The organism is Mesorhizobium sp. M1078, assembly GCF_040318615.1.
Classification (GTDB): domain Bacteria; phylum Pseudomonadota; class Alphaproteobacteria; order Rhizobiales; family Rhizobiaceae; genus Mesorhizobium.
Map to the genome: position 1 here is coordinate 84,800 of NZ_JAMYMP010000012.1, position 18,460 is coordinate 103,259.

17 protein-coding genes, 1 tRNA gene and 1 pseudogene are annotated in these 18,460 nt (G+C 63.8%); 14 read left to right on the forward strand and 5 right to left on the reverse strand.

The window, feature by feature from the left end:
* Positions 1-74: 74 nt before the first annotated feature.
* From NKH38_RS17505 to NKH38_RS17515, 3 genes are all read left to right on the forward strand, one after another.
* Positions 75-2,447 (forward strand): aldehyde dehydrogenase family protein, encoded by a 2,373-nt coding sequence (locus NKH38_RS17505; protein ID WP_352762043.1) that lies wholly within the window; start codon positions 75-77, stop codon positions 2,445-2,447.
* 292 nt (positions 2,448-2,739) lie between these two features.
* Positions 2,740-3,471 (forward strand): SDR family oxidoreductase, encoded by a 732-nt coding sequence (locus NKH38_RS17510; protein ID WP_023689209.1) that lies wholly within the window; start codon positions 2,740-2,742, stop codon positions 3,469-3,471.
* Positions 3,472-3,617: 146 nt separating this feature from the next.
* Positions 3,618-4,463 (forward strand): fumarylacetoacetate hydrolase family protein, encoded by an 846-nt coding sequence (locus tag NKH38_RS17515; protein WP_023689210.1) that lies wholly within the window; start codon positions 3,618-3,620, stop codon positions 4,461-4,463.
* Positions 4,464-4,544: 81 nt separating this feature from the next.
* On the opposite strand, the gene NKH38_RS17520 is transcribed toward NKH38_RS17515, so the two are convergent.
* A complete protein-coding gene (locus NKH38_RS17520; RefSeq protein ID WP_023819742.1) occupies positions 4,545-5,564 on the reverse strand; it encodes an LLM class flavin-dependent oxidoreductase in 1,020 nt (339 codons plus the stop codon).
* A gap of 339 nt (positions 5,565-5,903) precedes the next feature.
* Between NKH38_RS17520 and msuE the strand changes: the two genes are divergently transcribed.
* Genes msuE through NKH38_RS17545 form a run of 5 tightly spaced genes read left to right on the forward strand, consistent with a single transcriptional unit; the run spans position 5,904 to position 10,596 of the window.
* Positions 5,904-6,461, forward strand: a complete 558-nt coding sequence (gene msuE, locus NKH38_RS17525; protein ID WP_023683545.1) for an FMN reductase — start codon at positions 5,904-5,906, stop codon at positions 6,459-6,461.
* 55 nt (positions 6,462-6,516) lie between these two features.
* Entirely contained in the window at positions 6,517-7,893 is a 1,377-nt protein-coding gene (locus tag NKH38_RS17530; RefSeq protein WP_023700424.1) for an LLM class flavin-dependent oxidoreductase, read from the forward strand.
* Between the two features lie 24 nt (positions 7,894-7,917).
* A complete protein-coding gene (locus NKH38_RS17535; protein ID WP_023703675.1) occupies positions 7,918-8,766 on the forward strand; it encodes an ABC transporter permease in 849 nt (282 codons plus the stop codon).
* A gap of 42 nt (positions 8,767-8,808) precedes the next feature.
* A complete protein-coding gene (locus NKH38_RS17540) occupies positions 8,809-9,807 on the forward strand; it encodes an ABC transporter substrate-binding protein (protein WP_352762044.1) in 999 nt (332 codons plus the stop codon).
* Positions 9,808-9,831: 24 nt separating this feature from the next.
* Complete coding sequence (locus NKH38_RS17545) at positions 9,832-10,596, forward strand: ABC transporter ATP-binding protein (RefSeq protein ID WP_023671311.1); 765 nt, start codon at positions 9,832-9,834, stop codon at positions 10,594-10,596.
* A gap of 49 nt (positions 10,597-10,645) precedes the next feature.
* On the opposite strand, the gene NKH38_RS17550 is transcribed toward NKH38_RS17545, so the two are convergent.
* The 3 genes from NKH38_RS17550 to NKH38_RS17560 all read right to left on the reverse strand — a co-directional run bounded on the left by NKH38_RS17550 (position 10,646) and on the right by NKH38_RS17560 (position 11,779).
* Positions 10,646-11,035 (reverse strand): hypothetical protein, encoded by a 390-nt coding sequence (locus tag NKH38_RS17550; protein ID WP_023693130.1) that lies wholly within the window; start codon positions 11,033-11,035, stop codon positions 10,646-10,648.
* 102 nt (positions 11,036-11,137) lie between these two features.
* Positions 11,138-11,213, reverse strand: a tRNA-Ala gene (locus tag NKH38_RS17555).
* Positions 11,214-11,386: 173 nt separating this feature from the next.
* The gene (locus tag NKH38_RS17560; protein ID WP_023683538.1) at positions 11,387-11,779 is read right to left on the reverse strand and encodes a TIGR02300 family protein; all 393 of its coding nucleotides are present in this window, start codon (positions 11,777-11,779) and stop codon (positions 11,387-11,389) included.
* A 206-nt stretch (positions 11,780-11,985) separates the two neighbouring features.
* On the opposite strand from NKH38_RS17560, the gene aroA reads away from it, so the two are divergent.
* The 6 genes and pseudogenes from aroA (at position 11,986) to NKH38_RS17590 (ending at position 17,545) form a co-directional block, all read left to right on the forward strand.
* Positions 11,986-13,344, forward strand: a complete 1,359-nt coding sequence (gene aroA / locus NKH38_RS17565; RefSeq protein ID WP_352762045.1) for a 3-phosphoshikimate 1-carboxyvinyltransferase — start codon at positions 11,986-11,988, stop codon at positions 13,342-13,344.
* 58 nt (positions 13,345-13,402) lie between these two features.
* Positions 13,403-13,906 (forward strand): hypothetical protein, encoded by a 504-nt coding sequence (locus tag NKH38_RS17570; protein ID WP_352762046.1) that lies wholly within the window; start codon positions 13,403-13,405, stop codon positions 13,904-13,906.
* A gap of 26 nt (positions 13,907-13,932) precedes the next feature.
* Positions 13,933-14,577, forward strand: a complete 645-nt coding sequence (gene cmk, locus NKH38_RS17575) for a (d)CMP kinase (RefSeq protein ID WP_031195781.1) — start codon at positions 13,933-13,935, stop codon at positions 14,575-14,577.
* 205 nt (positions 14,578-14,782) lie between these two features.
* The gene (gene rpsA / locus NKH38_RS17580) at positions 14,783-16,480 is read left to right on the forward strand and encodes a 30S ribosomal protein S1 (RefSeq protein ID WP_023703671.1); all 1,698 of its coding nucleotides are present in this window, start codon (positions 14,783-14,785) and stop codon (positions 16,478-16,480) included.
* 242 nt (positions 16,481-16,722) lie between these two features.
* Positions 16,723-16,992 (forward strand): annotated as a pseudogene (locus tag NKH38_RS17585) (MOSC N-terminal beta barrel domain-containing protein); the annotation flags it as partial.
* Positions 16,937-17,545, forward strand: a complete 609-nt coding sequence (locus tag NKH38_RS17590) for an MOSC domain-containing protein (RefSeq protein WP_352762047.1) — start codon at positions 16,937-16,939, stop codon at positions 17,543-17,545. The pseudogene NKH38_RS17585 and the gene NKH38_RS17590, both read left to right, overlap by 56 nt.
* A 135-nt stretch (positions 17,546-17,680) precedes the next feature.
* Here NKH38_RS17590 and NKH38_RS17595 read toward each other — a convergent pair whose 3' ends face one another.
* A complete protein-coding gene (locus tag NKH38_RS17595; protein WP_352762048.1) occupies positions 17,681-18,388 on the reverse strand; it encodes an SDR family NAD(P)-dependent oxidoreductase in 708 nt (235 codons plus the stop codon).
* Between the last annotated feature and the right edge of the window lie 72 nt (positions 18,389-18,460).

Here is an 18,460-nt window from a genome sequence, read left to right on the forward strand (position 1 = left end):
TGTGGGGAAGATGTCCGGCAGGACAGAGGGGGGCGCCACAGAGCGCCTGCCAAGAAGATTATCTGGAGCGCGTCATGAACATTCTCGAACGCTATCACTCCATGGAATACGGCCCGGCGCCGGAAGCCCGCACCGAGGCCGATGCCTGGCTTGCCGGACGCGATTTCGGCAAGGCGCTGTTCATCGATGGCGGCTGGAAGGCGGCCGCCAGCGGCAAGACTTTCGAGACCAGCGAACCCTCCTCCGGCAAGCTGCTGGCCAAGATCTCCGATGCCAGCGCCGCCGATATCGACGCAGCCGTCGCCGCAGCCACCAAGGCCTTACCGAAATGGTCGGCACCCTCGGGCTACCAGCGCGCAAAAGTGCTCTATGCCATCGGCCGCGCCATGCAGCGCCATCAGCGGCTGTTCGCGGTGTTGGAATCCATCGACAACGGCAAGCCGATCCGCGAAAGCCGCGACATCGACGTGCCGCTGGCCATCCGCCATTTCATCCATCATGCCGGATGGGCGCAGGCGCTGGACAAGGATTTCCCCGGCCACAAGGGTGTCGGTGTCGTCGGCCAGATCATTCCGTGGAATTTCCCGCTGCTGATGCTGGCCTGGAAGATCGCGCCGGCCCTCGCCGCCGGCTGCACGGTGGTGCTGAAGCCGGCCGAATTCACCCCCCTCACGGCCATCCTGTTCGCTGAGATCTGCGAGCGCGCCGGCGTGCCCAAGGGCGTCGTCAACATCGTCCAGGGTGGACCTGAAGCGGGCGTCGCCATCGTCAACCATCCCGGCATCCAGAAGATCGCCTTCACTGGTTCCTCGGAAGTCGGCAAGATCATCAGGAAAGCCACGGCTGGATCGGGCAAGAAACTGTCTCTGGAGCTCGGCGGCAAGTCGGCCTTCATCGTCTTCGAGGACGCCGATCTCGACAGCGCCGTCGAAGGACTGGTCGACGGCATCTGGTTCAACCAGGGCCAGGTCTGCTGCGCCGGGTCACGGCTTCTGGTGCAGGAAGGCATTGCCGATGCGTTGATCGCCAAGGTCAAGGTCAGGATGAGCCGGCTTCGCGTCGGCAGCCCGCTCGACAAGAACACCGATATCGGCCCGCTGGTCGACGCCACACAGCTCGACCGCGTCAAGGGCCTGGTCGCAGAAGGCGCCAGACAGGGCGCCGTCTGCTGGCAGCCCGACGCAGTGCTGCCGTCTTCCGGCTACTACCACCTGCCGACGCTCGCCACCGGTGTTTCGCCGGCAAATATATTGGCGCAGGAAGAGGTGTTCGGTCCGGTTCTGGCCACCATGACCTTCCGCAACACCGAGGAAGCGATCGAGCTTGCCAACAACACGCGCTATGGGCTGGCCGCCTCGGTGTGGAGCGAAAACATCAATCTCGCGCTGCATGTCGCGCCGCAATTGAAGGCCGGCGTCGTCTGGGTCAACGGCACCAACATGTTCGACGCCGCCTGCGGCTTCGGCGGCTATCGCGAAAGCGGCTTTGGCCGCGAGGGCGGGCGCGAGGGCATGTTCGAATATCTCTCGGCAAAACTGCCGCTTGGTCCCGTGATCAAGCCGGCGACCTCTTCGGCGCAGCCCGTCGAGCAATCGGATGGCGGCGCCATCGATCGTACGGCCAAACTGTTCATCGGCGGCAAGCAGGTGCGGCCCGATGGTAATTATTCGCTTTCTGTCGCCACTGCCAGGGGCAAGCTGGCCGGCGAAGTCGGTCTCGGCAGCCGCAAGGACATCCGCGACGCCGTTGCCGCCGCCCGCGCCTGCAAGGCCTGGACGGAAGCGACCGCCTACAACCGTTCCCAGGTGCTCTTTTATCTCGCCGAAAACCTGTCCGGCCGCACCGGCGAATTTACCGCACGCTTGTCCGAACTGACCGGCGCCAACGCCAAGGCCGCGCGGGAGGAAGTGGAACAATCGATCGAGCGCCTGTTCCTCTATGCCGGCCTTGCCGACAAGTATGAGGGCAGGGTGCATCAGCCACCGGCCCGCGCCGTCACGCTCGCTTTGCACGAGCCGGTCGGCGTCCTCGGCATCGTCGCCCCGGACAGCGCGCCGCTGCTCGGCTTGATCTCCCTGATCGCACCTGCGCTTGCCATGGGCAACACGGTGGTGGCCGTGCCGTCGGAAAAATACCCGCTGCTTGCCACCGATCTCTACCAGGTGATCGAATATTCCGACGTTCCGGCAGGCGCCATCAACATCGTCACCGGCCGCACGGCGGAGCTTGCCGGCGTGCTGGCCAAGCATGACGATGTCGACGGGCTCTGGCTGTTTGCCGATGCCGACACTTGCGCCAAAGCGGAGGCCGATTCCGTCGGCAATCTCAAGCGCGTCTGGACCGGCAACGGCCGCAGCCTCGACTGGGCGTCCGACGAGGCCGCCGGCGATGCCCTGCTGCGCCGCGCCGTCGAAGTGAAGAACGTCTGGGTGCCATACGGCGACTAATGCCGCCGAAGCGCGCTGTGCTTGAGTGAACCATGGCAGCGTGACTCGTTGTCCGGTTGTCATACATGTTGTTGCATCAGAGCAAGCGATGTGCATTACATCAGCCGTCGCGAAGGTGATCGCGTTCGGGCTTGACGCTTGGACATGTGTTCTTTAACCAGAAAAAACATTTGTTATTTAAGGACTGATGGATTGTGCAGGCCGCATAGTCGCGCCTGTCTGGCACAGGACGCCCCGGTCAGCCGGCATTAAATCGGGCCGAGAAGTGGCCAAAGAGGGCGAGGAGAAACGCATGGCGGATCTGGCAGGCAAGGTCGTTGTCGTCACGGCGGCGGCGCAAGGCATCGGCAGGGCGAGCGCATTGGCCTTCGCCAAGGCAGGCGCCGTCGTGCACGCCACCGACATCAACGAGGCGCTGCTGGCCGAACTCGCCAAGACCTCCGGCATCAAGACCCGCAAGCTCGACGTCCTCAACGATGATGCCGTCACGTCGGGCTTCGCCGAAATCGGCCGCGTCGACGTGCTGTTCAACTGCGCCGGCTTCGTTCATTCCGGGTCCATCCTCGAGATGAAGGATGCCGATCTCGACTTCGCCTTCAACCTCAATGTCCGCGCCATGATCCGCACCATTCGGGCGGTACTGCCCGGCATGCTGGAGCGCGGCGATGGCTCGATCATCAACATGTCGTCCGTCGCCGGCGCCGGCAAGGGCGTGCCCAACCGCTTCGCCTATGGCGTCTCCAAGGCGGCCGTGATCGGTCTCACCAAGGCGGTTGCCGCGGACTATGTCGCCAAGGGCATTCGCTGCAACGCCATCTGCCCCGGCACCGTCGAGAGCCCGTCGCTGCAGGACCGCATGCATGCGCAGGGCGATTACGACGCGGCCCGCGCAGCCTTCATTGCCCGCCAGCCGATGGGCCGTCTCGGCACGCCCGAGGAAATCGCCGATCTTGCGGTTTATCTGGCCGGTGCCACGTACACCTCAGGGCAGGCCTATAATATCGACGGCGGCTGGTCGATCTGAGCAATAGCCTTGATCCGCAGGTCCAGGCTCGAACAGTTCTAAAGTCCGGCTTGCCCCAGGTCGGGTCCGATAGCCAGAGTCCGCCCAGTCATCGCTTGGCGGAGCGAGTTTTGAAAACGGCCTTGGGCCACAATTTGGAGAGCAAGATGAAACTGCTGCGCTATGGCGAGATAGGGAGCGAACGCCCCGGCCTGCTCGATGCGGATGGAACGATCCGCGATCTTTCGGGTCATGTCACCGACATTGCCGGCAAGGCGCTCGATCCGGCGTCGCTCGAGACATTGTCGAAGCTCGATCCGAACTCGCTGCCGGCGGTTTCCGGCAAGCCGCGCCTCGGCGCCTGCGTCGCAGGCACGGGCAAGTTCATCTGCATCGGCCTGAATTATTCCGACCATGCCGCCGAAACCGGCGCCACCGTGCCGCCGGAGCCGATCATCTTCATGAAGGCGAGCTCGGCCATTGTCGGCCCCGACGATGATGTGCTGATCCCGCGCGGTTCGGAAAAGACCGACTGGGAGGTTGAACTCGCCGTGGTCATCGGCAGAAAAGCCAAATACGTCAGCGAAGCCGAGGCGCTGGATTATGTCGCCGGCTATGCCGTTGCCCATGACGTGTCCGAGCGCGCCTTCCAGGCCGAGCGCCAGGGCCAGTGGACCAAGGGCAAGAGCTGCGACACGTTCGGTCCGACCGGGCCGTGGCTTGTCACCAAGGACGAGGTTGCCGATCCGCAGAACCTCAAAATGTGGCTGACGGTCAACGGCAAGACGATGCAGAACGGCTCGACCAGGACCATGGTCTACGGCGTCGCCTATCTCGTTTCCTATCTCAGCCAGTTCATGTCGCTGCATCCTGGCGACATCATCTCCACCGGCACCCCGCCCGGCGTTGGGCTGGGCATGAAGCCGCCCGTGTTCCTGAAGCCCGGCGATGTGGTGGAACTGGGCATCGAGGGGCTAGGCCAGCAGAAGCAGACCTTCAAGGCGGATGCCTAGCCGCCTCTTCCCTTAGAGCGTCTCACCGTTTGCCGGCGAAACGGTCTATCTCTTTGTTTGCCGGGCGGCTGGCGCCTCTTGTCAGCGCCAGCCCAGAGCCGGCGCGACGTGCTTCAGGATCGCCTCGATGACGTGGGCGTTGTACTCGACGCCGAGCTGGTTGGGGACGGTCAGAAGCAGCGTGTCGGCCTCGGCGATCGCTTCATCCTCTTTCAGCTGCTTGACCAGCACATCGGGCTCGGCGGCATAGGAGCGGCCGAAGACGGCAAGCTTCTCAGGCTCGATATAGCCGAAATGATCTTCGCTGCTGCCGCCGCCGAAATAGGCGCGGTCGCGGTCGTTCACCAGCGCAAAGATGCTGCGGCTGACCGACACGCGCGGCTCGCGTGTGTGGCCGGCCGCCTTCCACGCCGCGCGATAGGCGCGGATCTGTTCGGCCTGCTGGATGTGGAGCGGCTGGCCGCCCTCATCGAACTTCAGCGTCGAACTTTGCAGGTTCATGCCGAGCTTGCCCGCCCATTCGGCGGTGGCGTTGGTAGCGGCGCCCCACCAGATCCGATCGCGCAGGCCGGCCGAGAACGGCTCGAGCCGCAGCATTCCCGGAGGATTGGGGAACATCGGCCGCGGATTGGGTTGCGCGAAACCTTCGCCGCGCAGCACGTCCAGAAACACCTCGGCATGGTTGCGCGCCATGTCGGCATCGCTTTTGCCGTCCTGCGGCACGTAGCCGAAGTAGCGCCAGCCGTCGATCACCTGCTCCGGCGAACCGCGGCTGATGCCAAGCTGCAGCCGGCCACCGGCGATCAGGTCGGCAGCACCCGCATCCTCGGCCATATACAGCGGATTCTCATAGCGCATGTCGATGACGGCGGTGCCGATCTCGATGCGGCTGGTGCGGGCGCCGACCGCGGCCAGAAGCGGAAACGGCGAAGCGAGCTGGCGGGCAAAATGATGGACGCGGAAATAGGCGCCGTCCGCGCCCAGCTCCTCGGCGGCGACGGCCATGTCGATCGACTGCAGCAGCGCGTCGGACGCCGAGCGCGTCTGCGATTGCGACGAGGGCGACCAATGGCCGAAGGAAAGAAAGCCGATCTTTTTCATGCGCGCATCCTGTTCTTTGATTCCAGTTGCCTACTTCGTCGCCCACGCGATCGGGTTCAATCGACACTCACACAACGCAGTGTCAATGCCGCCGGCCCTTGACGGTTCGCAACGATACCCATCGGTGCGCAAAGGACCAAGGCCATGGTCCCCGGCGATGCCTTGCGCGACCGCGTCAGCATCTGCCGCGGCGCTTTTGGGGCCAAATGAACCAACCAAAGGCGATGTACCGCAAACTCCATTCGTTTCAGAGCCCGGTTTTGAAATCTTCTCGCTCATTTAATTCTACAAAATCGGTAGGCTTAATGCGGATAGTGCGTCTGCGAGAAGGAGCCTCGGATGTCAAAAAAGTTGGTGGTGGGGTTGTCCGGCAACCTGACCCGTCCGTCCAAGACGAAGGCATTCGTCAGCCACATCGCCGGTGAGGTGGCGAGCCGGGCCGGCTCGGCTTTGAGCGTTTTCGACATCGAGGATCTCGGCCCGTCCTTTGCGCCTGCAAGACAGCTTGGCGATCTCGATCCGGCGGCGCGCGGTATTATCGAGCAGCTGCTCGGCGCCGACGTGCTGGTGGTCGGCTCCCCGACCTTCAAGGGCAGCTACACCGGGCTGTTCAAGCACTTCTTCGACCTGCTCGACCCGTCGTCGCTGCGCGGCAAGCCGATCATCCTGGCGGCAACAGGCGGCGGCGAGCGTCATTCGCTTGTCGTCGAACACCAGTTGCGGCCGTTGTTCGGCTTCTTCGAGGCGCAGACCCTGCCGACCGCGATCTACGCCTCGGACAAGGACTTTGCAGATGGCGTGCTGGTGTCAGAGGCAGTCAAGGCGCGAGCCCGGCAGGCGGTCGCCGAGGCATGCCGGGTGGCCGGCGTGCCCTACAGCGTCGTCCTTGCCGCCTGAAACCACGATCCGCGACGCAATATTCCATCCCGCATAGACCAGAAGGACGCCTGCAATGACTCGAGCCAGCAAGTCCGATAGCAGGCCGCGGCAGATCAAGCTCGGCGCTTTCCTGCCCGGCGGCGGGCAGCATATCGCCGCCTGGCGTCATCCCGATGCGCCGGCCGACGGCGCCACCAATTTCGAGTTCCACAAGAAGCTGGCGCTGACCGCCGAGCGCGGCCTGTTCGACGCCTATTTCCTGGCCGACAACCTGACCGTCGGCCTCGGCGCCCGCGAGGGCGGCAACGCCAAGATCGCCGGCTTCGAGCCGGTGACGCTGTTTGCGGCGCTGGCGCCGCTGACGACGCATCTCGGCTTCATCGCAACGGCGTCCACCACTTATGAGGAGCCTTACACGCTGGCGCGCAAATTCGCTTCGCTCGACCTGTTGTCGAACGGCCGCGCCGGCTGGAACGTGGTGACCTCGGCCGGCGACGAAACGGCACGCAATTTCAACCGCGACGTCCAGCCCAGCCATGCCGAGCGCTATGCCAGGGCGCATGAGCATGTCGAGACGGTCAAGGCGCTGTGGGACAGCTGGGAGGATGACGCCTTCATCCGCGACAAGCAGTCGGGCCGTTTCTACGACAAGGACAGATTGCACGACATCGACCACAAGGGCGAGCATTTCAGCGTCAAGGGTCCGCTCAACGTGCCGCGCCCGGTGCAAGGACATCCGGTTGTCGTACAAGCGGGGCAGTCGGAAGACGGCCGTGGGCTTGCCGCGCACTCGGCCGAGGTAATCTTCACGGCCCATCAGAAGCTCGAGACGGCGCAGGAATTCTACCGCGACATCAAGGCGCGCGTGGCTGAAGTCGGCCGCGATCCCGACCAGGTGCTGATCATGCCGGGCGTCGCGCCCTTCGTCGGCCGCACCGAGGACGAGGCCCGTGCCAAATACCAACAGCTTAACGACCTTATCCTGCCCGAGGACGGTGTCGCCCTGCTCAACGGGCTGGCCGGCCAGACGCTCGACATCAGGGGCTATCCGCTCGACGGCCCGTTGCCGCCGAGCAAGGAAACCGAAGGCATGAAAAGCCGCCAGGCGCTGATCCGGCAGATTGCCGACGAGCACAATTTCAGCATCCGCCAGCTTTACCAATGGGTAGCGACGGCGCGCGGCCACTACACCATCGTCGGCAGCGTCACGCAGGTCGCCGATCAGCTGGAGGAATGGTTCACCAGCGAGGCGGCCGACGGCTTCAACATCCTGCCGCCCTGGCTGCCCGGCGCGCTCGACGATTTCGTCGACCTGGTCATTCCCGAGCTGCAGCGGCGCGGCCTGTTCCGCACGGCTTACGAAGGCCGCACGCTGCGCGAGAATCTTGGCCTCAGGCGCCCGGAAAATCCATGGACCGTCGCCCGCTCGACCGTCCTTGCCGCCGAATGACCTTGGCATCGAAGGGGTGAAGCAATGACGTTGCAGCACATCGATCGGCAAATCACGGTTCGCCGCGGTGGTGGCGAAACCGGGCTCGGCACCGACTTTCTGCGCCTCGGCGGCCGGGCTGCTGTTCGCTTCCTGAAGCGCTACGGCGTGCTTGCCGGCTTCCTGGCGCTCTGGCAGGTGGCGAGCAGCGTCGGATGGGTCAACGCGGCGGTGCTGCCGCCGATCGACATGATCGTCGAAGCGCTCTGGAAGGGGCTTGCCGGCGGCAGCCTGCTCGGCGACATCGCCATCAGCCTGCAGCGCGCCGGCATCGCCTTTGCCGCAGCCGTCGCCGTCGCCATTCCGCTCGGCCTGTTCATGGGCCAGGTGCGCCCGGTCGAAACCGCGCTCGATCCGATCCTGCAGGTGTTCCGGCAGACGTCGGCGCTGGCGCTCTATCCGGTGTTCATCCTGCTCTTGGGACTTGGCGAGACCTCGAAGATCTTCGTCATCTTCTGGGCGACGCTGTTTCCGCTGCTGCTCAATACCACCAGCGGCGTCAAGGAAGTCGATCCCAAGCTGCTTGAAATGGCGCAGGTCTATGGTGCAAGCCGGCTCACCGTGTTTCGCCGCGTCGTACTGCCGGGCGCCGTGCCGTCGATCTTCGTCGGCTTGCGGCTGAGCGCCACCACCGCGCTGCTGCTGCTGATCGCGTCCGAGATGATCGGTGCCAACAAGGGCATCGGCTTCCAGGTGATGAACGCGCAGTACAATTTCCAGATCCCGCTGATGTTTGCGGCAATCGTCATCCTCGCCGGGCTTGGCCTGATCGCCAACCAGGCATTGGTCACCCTGCAGCGGCGGCTCTGTCGCTGGAGCAATCCTGTCAACTGAGCAGTCCGCCCCTCACCGTTTACCTCCAGGAAGGACCCGATCATGAAAATCACCCGCCGTTCGCTGCTTGCCGGCGCGCCGCTTGCCGCCGGCCTCATCGCCGCCGGCCTGCCGCGCATGGCCTTTGCGCAAGCCGCAGCCGTCAAGTTCCGCTACCTCGCCAGCCGTGGCAGCATCTCCCCGCACGAGCTGGCCGACGAGCTTGGCTACTTCAAAGGGCTCGGCGTCGAGCTGGAGAATGTCGGCTATTCCTCGGGCGGACCGGAATCGCTGTTTGCGCTGTCTTCCGGCAGCGTCGACATCGGCTCGGCCGCCACCGCGGCGGTGATCAACTCGATCTCCGGCGGCAACGACTTCGTCGCGGCGTATCCGAGCAACGGCATCAACAAGGATGTGAAGAGCGTCTTCTACGTGCTGGAAGACAGCCCGATCAAATCGATCGCCGACATTGCCGGCAAGACCATCTCGGTCAACACGCTCGGCGCTCATCTCGACTATACGGTGCGTGAGGCCCTGCACAGCGTCGGCCTGCCGCCGACCGCCGCCAACCTCATTGTCGTGCCCGGCCCGCAGCTTGAGCAGACGCTGCGCTCGCGCCAGGTCGACATTGCCGGCCTCGGCTACTGGCAGGCGACCTTTGCCGGCGCGCTGGTCGCCAACGGCGGCGTGCGCGGCGTGTTCGACGACACCCAGGTGCTCGGCGAACTCGCCGGCGGCTTCGTCGTACTCAGGCGCGACTTCATTGCCGCCAACCCGGATGCGGCGCGCAACTTCGTCGAACAGTCGGAGCGCGCCTCGGACTGGTCGCGCCAGAACCCGGACGAAGCCCGCAAGGTGCTGGCCACTATCCTCGACAAGCGCGGCGAAAACGGCGATCTCGCCCGCTACTGGACCGGCTTTGGTCTGCGCGAAGGTGCGCAGGCGACCGATCGCGACATCGACTTCTGGGTCGCGGTGCTGGAGCGCGACGGCCGTCTGGCCAAGGGCAAGCTGAAAGCCGCCGACATCCTGTACCGGCCAGGCGAAACCAAGATCAACTGAGCTTTGAAATAGCTGAGAGACAAGATGGCCGGTTCCAACCGTGGCGGAGAGGTCTCGATCCGCGACCTGTCCAAATCCTTCAGCCTCGGCGGGCGCCAGCTTGCCGTGCTGCGGACGCTCAACCTCGACATTCGTTCGGGGGAATGCCTGGTCATCGTCGGCGCCAGCGGCTCCGGCAAGACCACGCTGCTGCGTATTCTGGCCGGGCTGGAGGCGGCCGACAGCGGCGGTGTCGCGATCGACGGCCAGCCGGTGCATGGCGTCGGCGCCGAGCGTGCCGTGATTTTCCAGGAGCCGCGGCTGCTGCCTTGGCTCAGCGTGCTCGGCAATGTCGCCTTCGGCCTCGAAGTGCGCGGTGTTCCCAAGAGGCAGGCCGAGGAACGCGCCCGCTTCTACGTCGCACTGGTCGGTCTTGCCGAATTCGCGGATGCTTTTCCGAGCCAGCTTTCCGGCGGCATGGCGCAGCGCGTCGGCATCGCCCGGGCGCTCACCGTGCAGCCCGAAATCCTTCTGCTCGACGAGCCGCTGGGGGCGCTGGACGCCATGACCAAGATCGGCATGCAGGAGGAACTGGCGCGCATCTGGAGCGAGGAGAACGTCACCATGGTGATGGTCACCCACGATCTGGAGGAGGCGATCTATCTGGCTGACCGGGTGCTGATCCTGCCCAAGGAGAAAGGCGGCGCGGCGCGGTTGATCGACATCGACCTGCCACGCCCGCGCGAGCGCAGCGAGAGCCGCTTCGTGCGCTATCGCGAAGAACTGCTGCGCGAATTCGGCCTGCATTGATCAAGGGAAGGAGCCAGCCGTGGCTTCCCCGGAAGATTAGCTCTCGCGATTACTGCTTGGTGAACGTGCCCGTATAGGTGCGGTCGGCAAGCCCATAGGTGACGGCCAGCGTTCCGTCCGCCTGAATGACCGCGCTGACGTCCGCGCCATTGGGAAGGCGCCGCAGTTTCAACGTGTTGCCGAAAATCTTGCCTTCGCCGTCGGCCACGCCCGGTTTGTTGTCGCCGACATCGCCCCAAGCATAGGTGGCGGTGACATTGCCGCCGCGCGTAATCGTCAGCACAGCGAGCTTGCCATCATACATCCCGTCCAACTGTCCGCCCCATATGCCGGAAAACGCGACATACTTGGCCGGGACTCCTTCGCCGGGCGGCATAACCCGCACAGATGGATCGAGGACCGCCGCACCATCCGGAGCAGAGATCGCGGCAGGCGCCATGGGCTGAGGTGCGGGCGCTGGCGGCGGCGATGATGGTTCAGGCGCCGACTGGCAGGCGACAAGCATGAATGCCGCGAAACCGAGCGTCGGAAAGAGACTGTTTGGTGGAGCCAATCGGGATCGAACCGACGACCTCTTGAATGCCATTCAAGCGCTCTCCCAACTGAGCTATGGCCCCACTCCGGCAGTCAGCCGTCGCCGTTGCCGGCGAGAGGTCCGGCGCGGGTTTCAGGACCGCGCCGTTTAGTGCAGGCGGCTTCTAACCCCGCCTTCCCTGAAGATCAAGCCTTCGAGGCCCGCTTTTTCATCATAGCCCGTGAACGCCGCTAAATGCATGCGTTCGAAGCGTTCCTAGACTTCGTCGTCGTCGTCGCCGACGCCGATCATGTCGGCGACGTCGTCGTCTTCTTCCTCTTCGTCGGCAAGGAAAGTATCGTCCTCATCGTCGCCTAGATCGACATCGTCCTCGTCGTCGCCCAGGTCGGGAAGCTCGTCGCCGGCCTTGACGTCTTCGTCGGCCTCTTCAAGCGAGACGACTTCAACGCCTTCTTCTTCCTCGGCGTCCACTTCCTTCTCGGCCACTTCCTCTTCCTCTTCGAGGGCGGCGATCTTGCCGTCCTCGAAATAGGAACGCGGATACGTCTTGCCCGTATAGGGCGAGACGATAGGGTCCTTGTTCAGGTCGTAGAATTTTCGGCCCGTTTCAGGGTCGACACGCTTTGTGCCAAGTTCGTTTTTTGCCACGTCAAGCCTCGTCAGTAAAAGAGTGGTCCCCTTAACCACAGTTTACCGCGCTGTCAAAGCGAAAAGCCGGCGTCACAAAACCAAGCACTGAAAGGCCTCGCGCCAAGCGACGACCATGGGGATGACCATTCGTGCCCGCCGTGATACGAGACCGCCGCAACAAATGAAAAGCGCCGGTGCGCCGGCATTCCGTCCAGGGAAATTCCATGTCTCACGCCGCCGCTGCCAAGCCGGCCACCGCCCGCAAATCATCCGCCCTTTCCGGCACCGCTCGCGTGCCGGGCGACAAGTCGATTTCGCACCGTTCCATGATGTTCGGCGGCCTTGCCTCCGGCGAAACCCGCGTCACCGGCCTGCTCGAAGGCGAGGATGTGATGCGCACGGCGGCCGCCATGAAGGCGATGGGCGCGCATATCGAGAAGCGCGGCGCCGAGTGGGTGATCCGCGGCACCGGCAATGGCGCGCTGCTGCAGCCGGAAGGCCCGCTCGATTTCGGCAATGCCGGTACCGGCTCCCGCCTCACAATGGGCCTCGTCGGCACTTACGACATGGAAACGACCTTCATCGGCGACGCATCGCTGTCGGGACGGCCGATGGGCCGCGTGCTCGAACCCTTGCGCCAGATGGGCGTGCAGGTGCTGAAGGCGACGCCGGGCGACCGCATGCCGATCACGCTGCGTGGGCCGAAACACGCCGCACCCATTACCTACCGCGTGCCGATGGCCTCGGCGCAGGTGAAGTCGGCCGTGCTGCTGGCAGGCCTCAACACGCCCGGCATCACCACCGTGATCGAACCGGTGATGACGCGCGATCATACCGAAAAGATGCTTAGGGGATTTGGCGCCAATCTCTCGGTCGAGACCGACGAGCGCGGCGTGCGCCACATCTTCGTCGAGGGCCAGGGCAAATTGACGGGGCAGACCATCGCCGTGCCCGGCGACCCCTCCTCGGCCGGCTTCCCGCTGGTCGCGGCACTGATCGTGCCGGGTTCGGACATCGTCATCGAGAACGTGCTGATGAACCCCACCCGCACCGGCCTGCTTCTAACGTTGCAGGAAATGGGCGGCCAGATCGACATCTTGAACCCGCGCAATGCCGGCGGCGAGGATGTTGCCGATCTGCGCGTGCGCTACTCCGAGCTCAAGGGCGTCACCGTGCCGCCCGAGCGGGCGCCGTCGATGATCGACGAATATCCGGTGCTGGCGGTTGCCGCGAGCTTCGCCGAGGGCGAGACGTTGATGCAGGGGCTGGAAGAGCTGCGGGTGAAGGAATCCGACCGACTGGCAGCGGTTGCCAATGGGCTGAAGCTCAACGGCGTCGACTGCACCGAAGGCGAAGCTTCGCTCGCGGTGCGCGGAAAGCCCGGCGGCAAGGGGCTGGGCGGCCATCCCAATGGCCAGGACACGACGGTGCAGACGCATCTCGACCATCGTATCGCCATGAGCTTCCTGGTGATGGGGCTGGCAACGGAAAAGCCGGTAACCATCGACGACGCCGCAATGATCGCGACGAGCTTCCCGGAGTTCATGGGGCTGATGACGGGGCTGGGCGCGGAGATTGGGTGATTTTCCCTGTCTCAATGTGCAGTATTCGTGCATGAGAGTGCATGTCGGAATCGCGGCAATGATGGGCAGGCAGGTCAATTTCTGGTTGTCAGACAAAGATCAAACTGAGCTTCAGTCCATCGTGCTTTCAAAGGGGGTATTCGCGGTGATCAACAGCCGGTCGAAGACCCCCGCACCCTCGCTGAAAGAAAAATTTGAACGAGTGCACCCGGGCCGTAAGGTCGAGGGCTTTCATCTCGTTCCCAAGGCACTGAGGGAGGAAATTGTTTGGAAGCACAATCCATACAACGATACGTATGATCCCGATCTCAGCCGCTCATCTGTGATACAGTACAACCCATCCCGGACCGAAGGCAGTTCAATTTTTCAGGGCCGATTTTATTTCCAAGCGCGCGACTTCGACGATCTTGGGCAGTTGATAGAGAAGCATGCGGCATTCACCAAGATTGGCGACGCGCTGCTACGCCTGGTGCGGAAAAATCTAAATCATCTGCACAGTGGCTTTTACGCTGGAAATGAAGCTCTGAAGCTGAAAGATGCGGGTTTCCAGTTTCGATCCTGATAGCAGCAAATCTTCGAGGTCGCGAATTGCCGTTCACCATCGCCATCGACGGCCCGGCCGGCGCCGGCAAGGGCACGCTGGCCCGCCGGCTGGCCGACCACTACCGTCTCAACCTGCTCGACACCGGCCTCACTTATCGCGCGGTCGCCCATGCGTTGATCCGGCACGCGCTGCCGCTCGACAATGTCTCGGCCGCCGAAACCGCTGCCCGCCAGGTCAATCTAGCCAAGCTCGACCGGGCGGTCTTGTCGGCGCATGCCGTCGGCGAAGCGGCTTCGAAGGTAGCGGTTTACCCTACCGTTCGGCGCATCCTGGTCGAAAAGCAGCGCGATTTCGCCAAAACGCCGCCGGGCGCGGTGCTCGACGGGCGCGACATCGGCACGGTCGTGTGCCCTGACGCCGACATAAAACTCTATGTGACGGCGAGTGCGCAGGTGCGGGCGCAGCGCCGGCTGGCGGAAATCGAGAGCATCGGCGGCACTGCCAATTTCGCCGAAATCCTTGCCGATATCATGCGCCGCGACGAGCGCGACATGGGCAGGGCCGACTCGCCGCTGAAGCCCGCCGCCGACGCGCACTTGCTTGATACCTCCGAAATGGCTATAGAGGCCGCGTTTCTGGCGGCCAAAGCGATCATCGACGACGCCTTGGCCAAGAGAGATAAAGCCTGATCCAGGGTTTTCCCGCTGCCACCGATTGCCGGAAGCGAAGAAAATACCCATATCGGGCACGAACCAGCCTGCCAGCATTCTTCATGCGCCGGAATTGCCGCTTAGGCGGCCCAGGGCTTTTGTAGCCCGGAACGCCGGCAGGCCAACGCAACGCTAACCCACGGCGCCCGTCCCGCAAGAGATGCGGGGCACTCCAGGAGAAAATATGTCAGCTGCAAATCCCACTCGCGACGATTTCGCGAGCCTGCTCGAAGAATCATTTACCGCCGGCCACTCCGGCGAAGGTCAGGTCGTCAAGGGCACGATCCTGGCGATCGAAAAAGACATGGCCATCATCGATGTCGGCCTCAAGGTCGAAGGCCGCGTGCCGCTGAAGGAATTCGGCGTCAAGGGCAAGGACTCGACGCTCAAGGTCGGCGACACGGTCGAGGTCATGGTCGAGCGCATCGAAAACGCGCTGGGCGAAGCCGTCCTGTCGCGCGACAAGGCCCGCCGCGAAGAGAGCTGGGTCAAGCTCGAAGAGAAGTTCACCAAGGGTGAGCGCGTCGAAGGCGTCATCTTCAACCAGGTCAAGGGCGGCTTCACTGTCGACCTCGACGGCGCCGTGGCCTTCCTGCCGCGCAGCCAGGTCGATATCCGCCCGATCCGCGATGTCTCTCCGCTGATGCACAACCCGCAGCCCTTCGAGATCCTCAAGATGGATCGCCGCCGCGGCAACATCGTGGTGTCGCGCCGCACCGTGCTCGAGGAAAGCCGCGCCGAACAGCGTTCGGAAATCGTGCAGAACCTCGAAGAAGGCCAGGTTGTCGAAGGCGTCGTCAAGAACATCACCGATTACGGTGCGTTCGTCGACCTCGGCGGCATCGATGGCCTGCTGCATGTCACCGACATGGCATGGCGCCGCGTCAACCACCCGACCGAGATCCTCAACATCGGTCAGACGGTCAAGGTGCAGATCATCCGCATCAACCAGGAAACCCACCGCATCTCGCTCGGCATGAAGCAGCTCGAGAGCGATCCGTGGTCCGAGATCGGCACCAAGTTCCCGATCGGCAAGAAGATCAAGGGTACCGTCACCAACATCACCGACTACGGCGCGTTCGTCGAGCTGGAGCCGGGCATCGAAGGCCTCATCCACGTTTCGGAAATGTCGTGGACCAAGAAGAACGTGCACCCCGGCAAGATCCTGTCGACGACACAGGAAGTCGACGTTGTCGTGCTCGAGGTCGATCCGGCCAAGCGCCGCATCTCGCTCGGCCTCAAGCAGACGCTGGAAAACCCGTGGCAGGCTTTTGCCGCGAGCCATCCGGTCGGCAGCCAGGTCGAGGGCGAGGTCAAGAACAAGACCGAGTTCGGCCTGTTCATCGGCCTCGAAGGCGACGTGGACGGCATGGTGCACCTTTCCGACCTCGACTGGACCCGTCCGGGCGAGCAGGTCATCGAAGAGTACAATCGCGGCGACATGGTCAAGGCGCAGGTGCTCGACGTCGACATCGACAAGGAGCGCATCTCGCTCGGCATCAAGCAGCTGGCCAAGGACACGGTCGGCGAAGCCGCGACTTCAGGCGAACTGCGCAAGAACGCTGTCGTCACCTGCGAAGTCACCGGCATCAAGGATGGCGGTCTGGAAGTGCGGCTGGTCGACAGCGGCATCGAGACCTTCATCAAGCGCAACGACCTCAGCCGGGACCGTGACGAGCAGCGCCCCGAGCGCTTCTCGGTCGGCCAGAAGCTGGACGCCCGCGTCATCGCCTTCGACAAGAAGACCCGCAAGCTGCAGGTCTCGATCAAGGCGCTGGAAATCGCCGAAGAGAAGGAAGCCGTCGCACAGTACGGCTCTACCGACTCCGGCGCTTCGCTGGGCGACATCCTTGGCGCCGCGCTGAAGAAGCAGGGCAGCTAAGCCGCTTCGCGCGCAGCGCGTAAGCCGCTTCGCGCAAGCTAGGCCTCGGCTGCGCCTCGCGCGCAGCCTGAACAAGAAAACCCGCGGGCCGCAAGGCTCGCGGGTTTTTCATGCTCGGCTGCGCGATTGGCACAAGACTAAGACCGTGCAACCCCTTCAATTCCGCACGCGCGGTTGTAGGCTCGGCCGTCGTTGCAGACGTAAACACGGAAGGCCCTTCGGGCAACAGAGAAGCATGCGGGATGAAGGTCGCCGAACTCTATCGCTATCCGGTCAAGAGCCTGCGCGGCCATGCCGTGCCGAGCGCCGACATCGAGACAATGGGCATGGAAGGCGACCGCCGCTGGATGGTCGTCGACAAGGATGGGCAGTTCCTCACCATTCGCCAGATACCTGATATGACGACGATCGACGTCGAGCATCGCGAAACGGGCATCCTGTTGAAACATGACAGGCATGGCTCGCACTTCGTCGAGGCTCCGGCTCCCAGCACCGCGCTCCGGCAAGTCAAGATCTGGAAGGATATGGCTGCCGCGCGGCCGGGCGATCCGGCCGCCGGCGCCTATCTCTCGGCTATTTCTTGGCCGGCCCGTCGATCTCGTCTATTTCGACGATCCGCAAAACCGGCCGGTCGATGCGGAATTCGGCCAGCCCGGCGATTTCGTCGGCTTTGCCGACGGTTTTCCGCTGCTGATCGCCACGACAGGCTCGCTGAACCATCTGAACAGCCATCTTGCCAGGCCCATCGAGATGGCGCGGTTCCGGCCAAACATCGTCGTCGACGCAGACGGCGCATGGCTCGAAGACAGCTGGAAGACGATCCGCATCGGCGCTGTCGAGTTGCGCATCGCAAAGCCTTGCTCGCGGTGCGTCATCACGACCCGAGATCCGTTGAGCGGCGAGCAGCCGGACCCGCGCGAGCCGTTGCAGACGCTTGGCAAAATCCACCGCTCCGCCAAGGGCGGCATCATCTTCGGCCAGAATGCGATTCCCAACAACGCCGGCGCGATCGCCATCGGCGACGCAGTCGAGGTCGTGGAAGCGGGCGTCTCGAACCTGACGTAGTCGCAGGCCTTCTAATGCCGTGGAGGCGTCGGCGGTCGCCATGATTGAATGGCTAACCTCCGCTGTAGATCAGGCGAGGTCGGCAAAGGCCGCCATCGGAAGCCAAACCAAATGAGTCGCCTGCGCGGCGGAACTTCAGGCGCGGCCGTAAAGTGGCGCCAGCGTTCCGCTCATTGCCAGATTGGCCGGTGATGCCAGATAGGCGATTGCCTCGGCGGCGGCTTCGAGGCTGACCCATTTGCCGAAATCGGAATCCGGCATGTCGGCGCGGTTGGCCGGCGTATCGAGCGTCGAGGGCGCTACCGCGTTGACCAGTATGCCTTTATGCTTCAGCTCTTCCGACATCGCCACGGTCATCGCCGCCACTGCCGCTTTGCTGGCGGTATAGGCGACCATGCCGGCGCCTCTGCGCGGGTCGAGCCCGGCGCGTGCCGTGACATTGACGATGCGGCCCGCTGTGTTCGAGCCCAGCATGGAGCGTACTGCCGCGCGGCAGCACAGAAAGGCGGTGCGGGCGTTGGTGTCCATCATTTCGGCAAAGGATGCGGATTCGATTTTCTCGACGGGGGCCATGGCAAAGCCGCCGGCCAGATGGATGGAGGCCCACAATTCGGGAACGCTGTCATAGAAGGCATCGACCTTGGCAGGATCGGCGAGATCGACATTATGCGCCAGCCGGACGCGATCATGGGCCGCGAAGGGGAAATGCGTGGGGGCCGACGCGTGGGCATTGGGCACATGGCAGATCGCGCCGTCCGCCAGCAATTTGCCGACGACCGCGGCACCCAGCGCCCCGGTGCCACCGGTCACCACGATATGCTTGCCCTGAACTGTTTCCGTCATCCTGGACGCTCCTGTCGTTTCTTATGATTATGTCGCTTGTCGTGCCGCGCCGACGCAGAGCGTCGCGCCTTT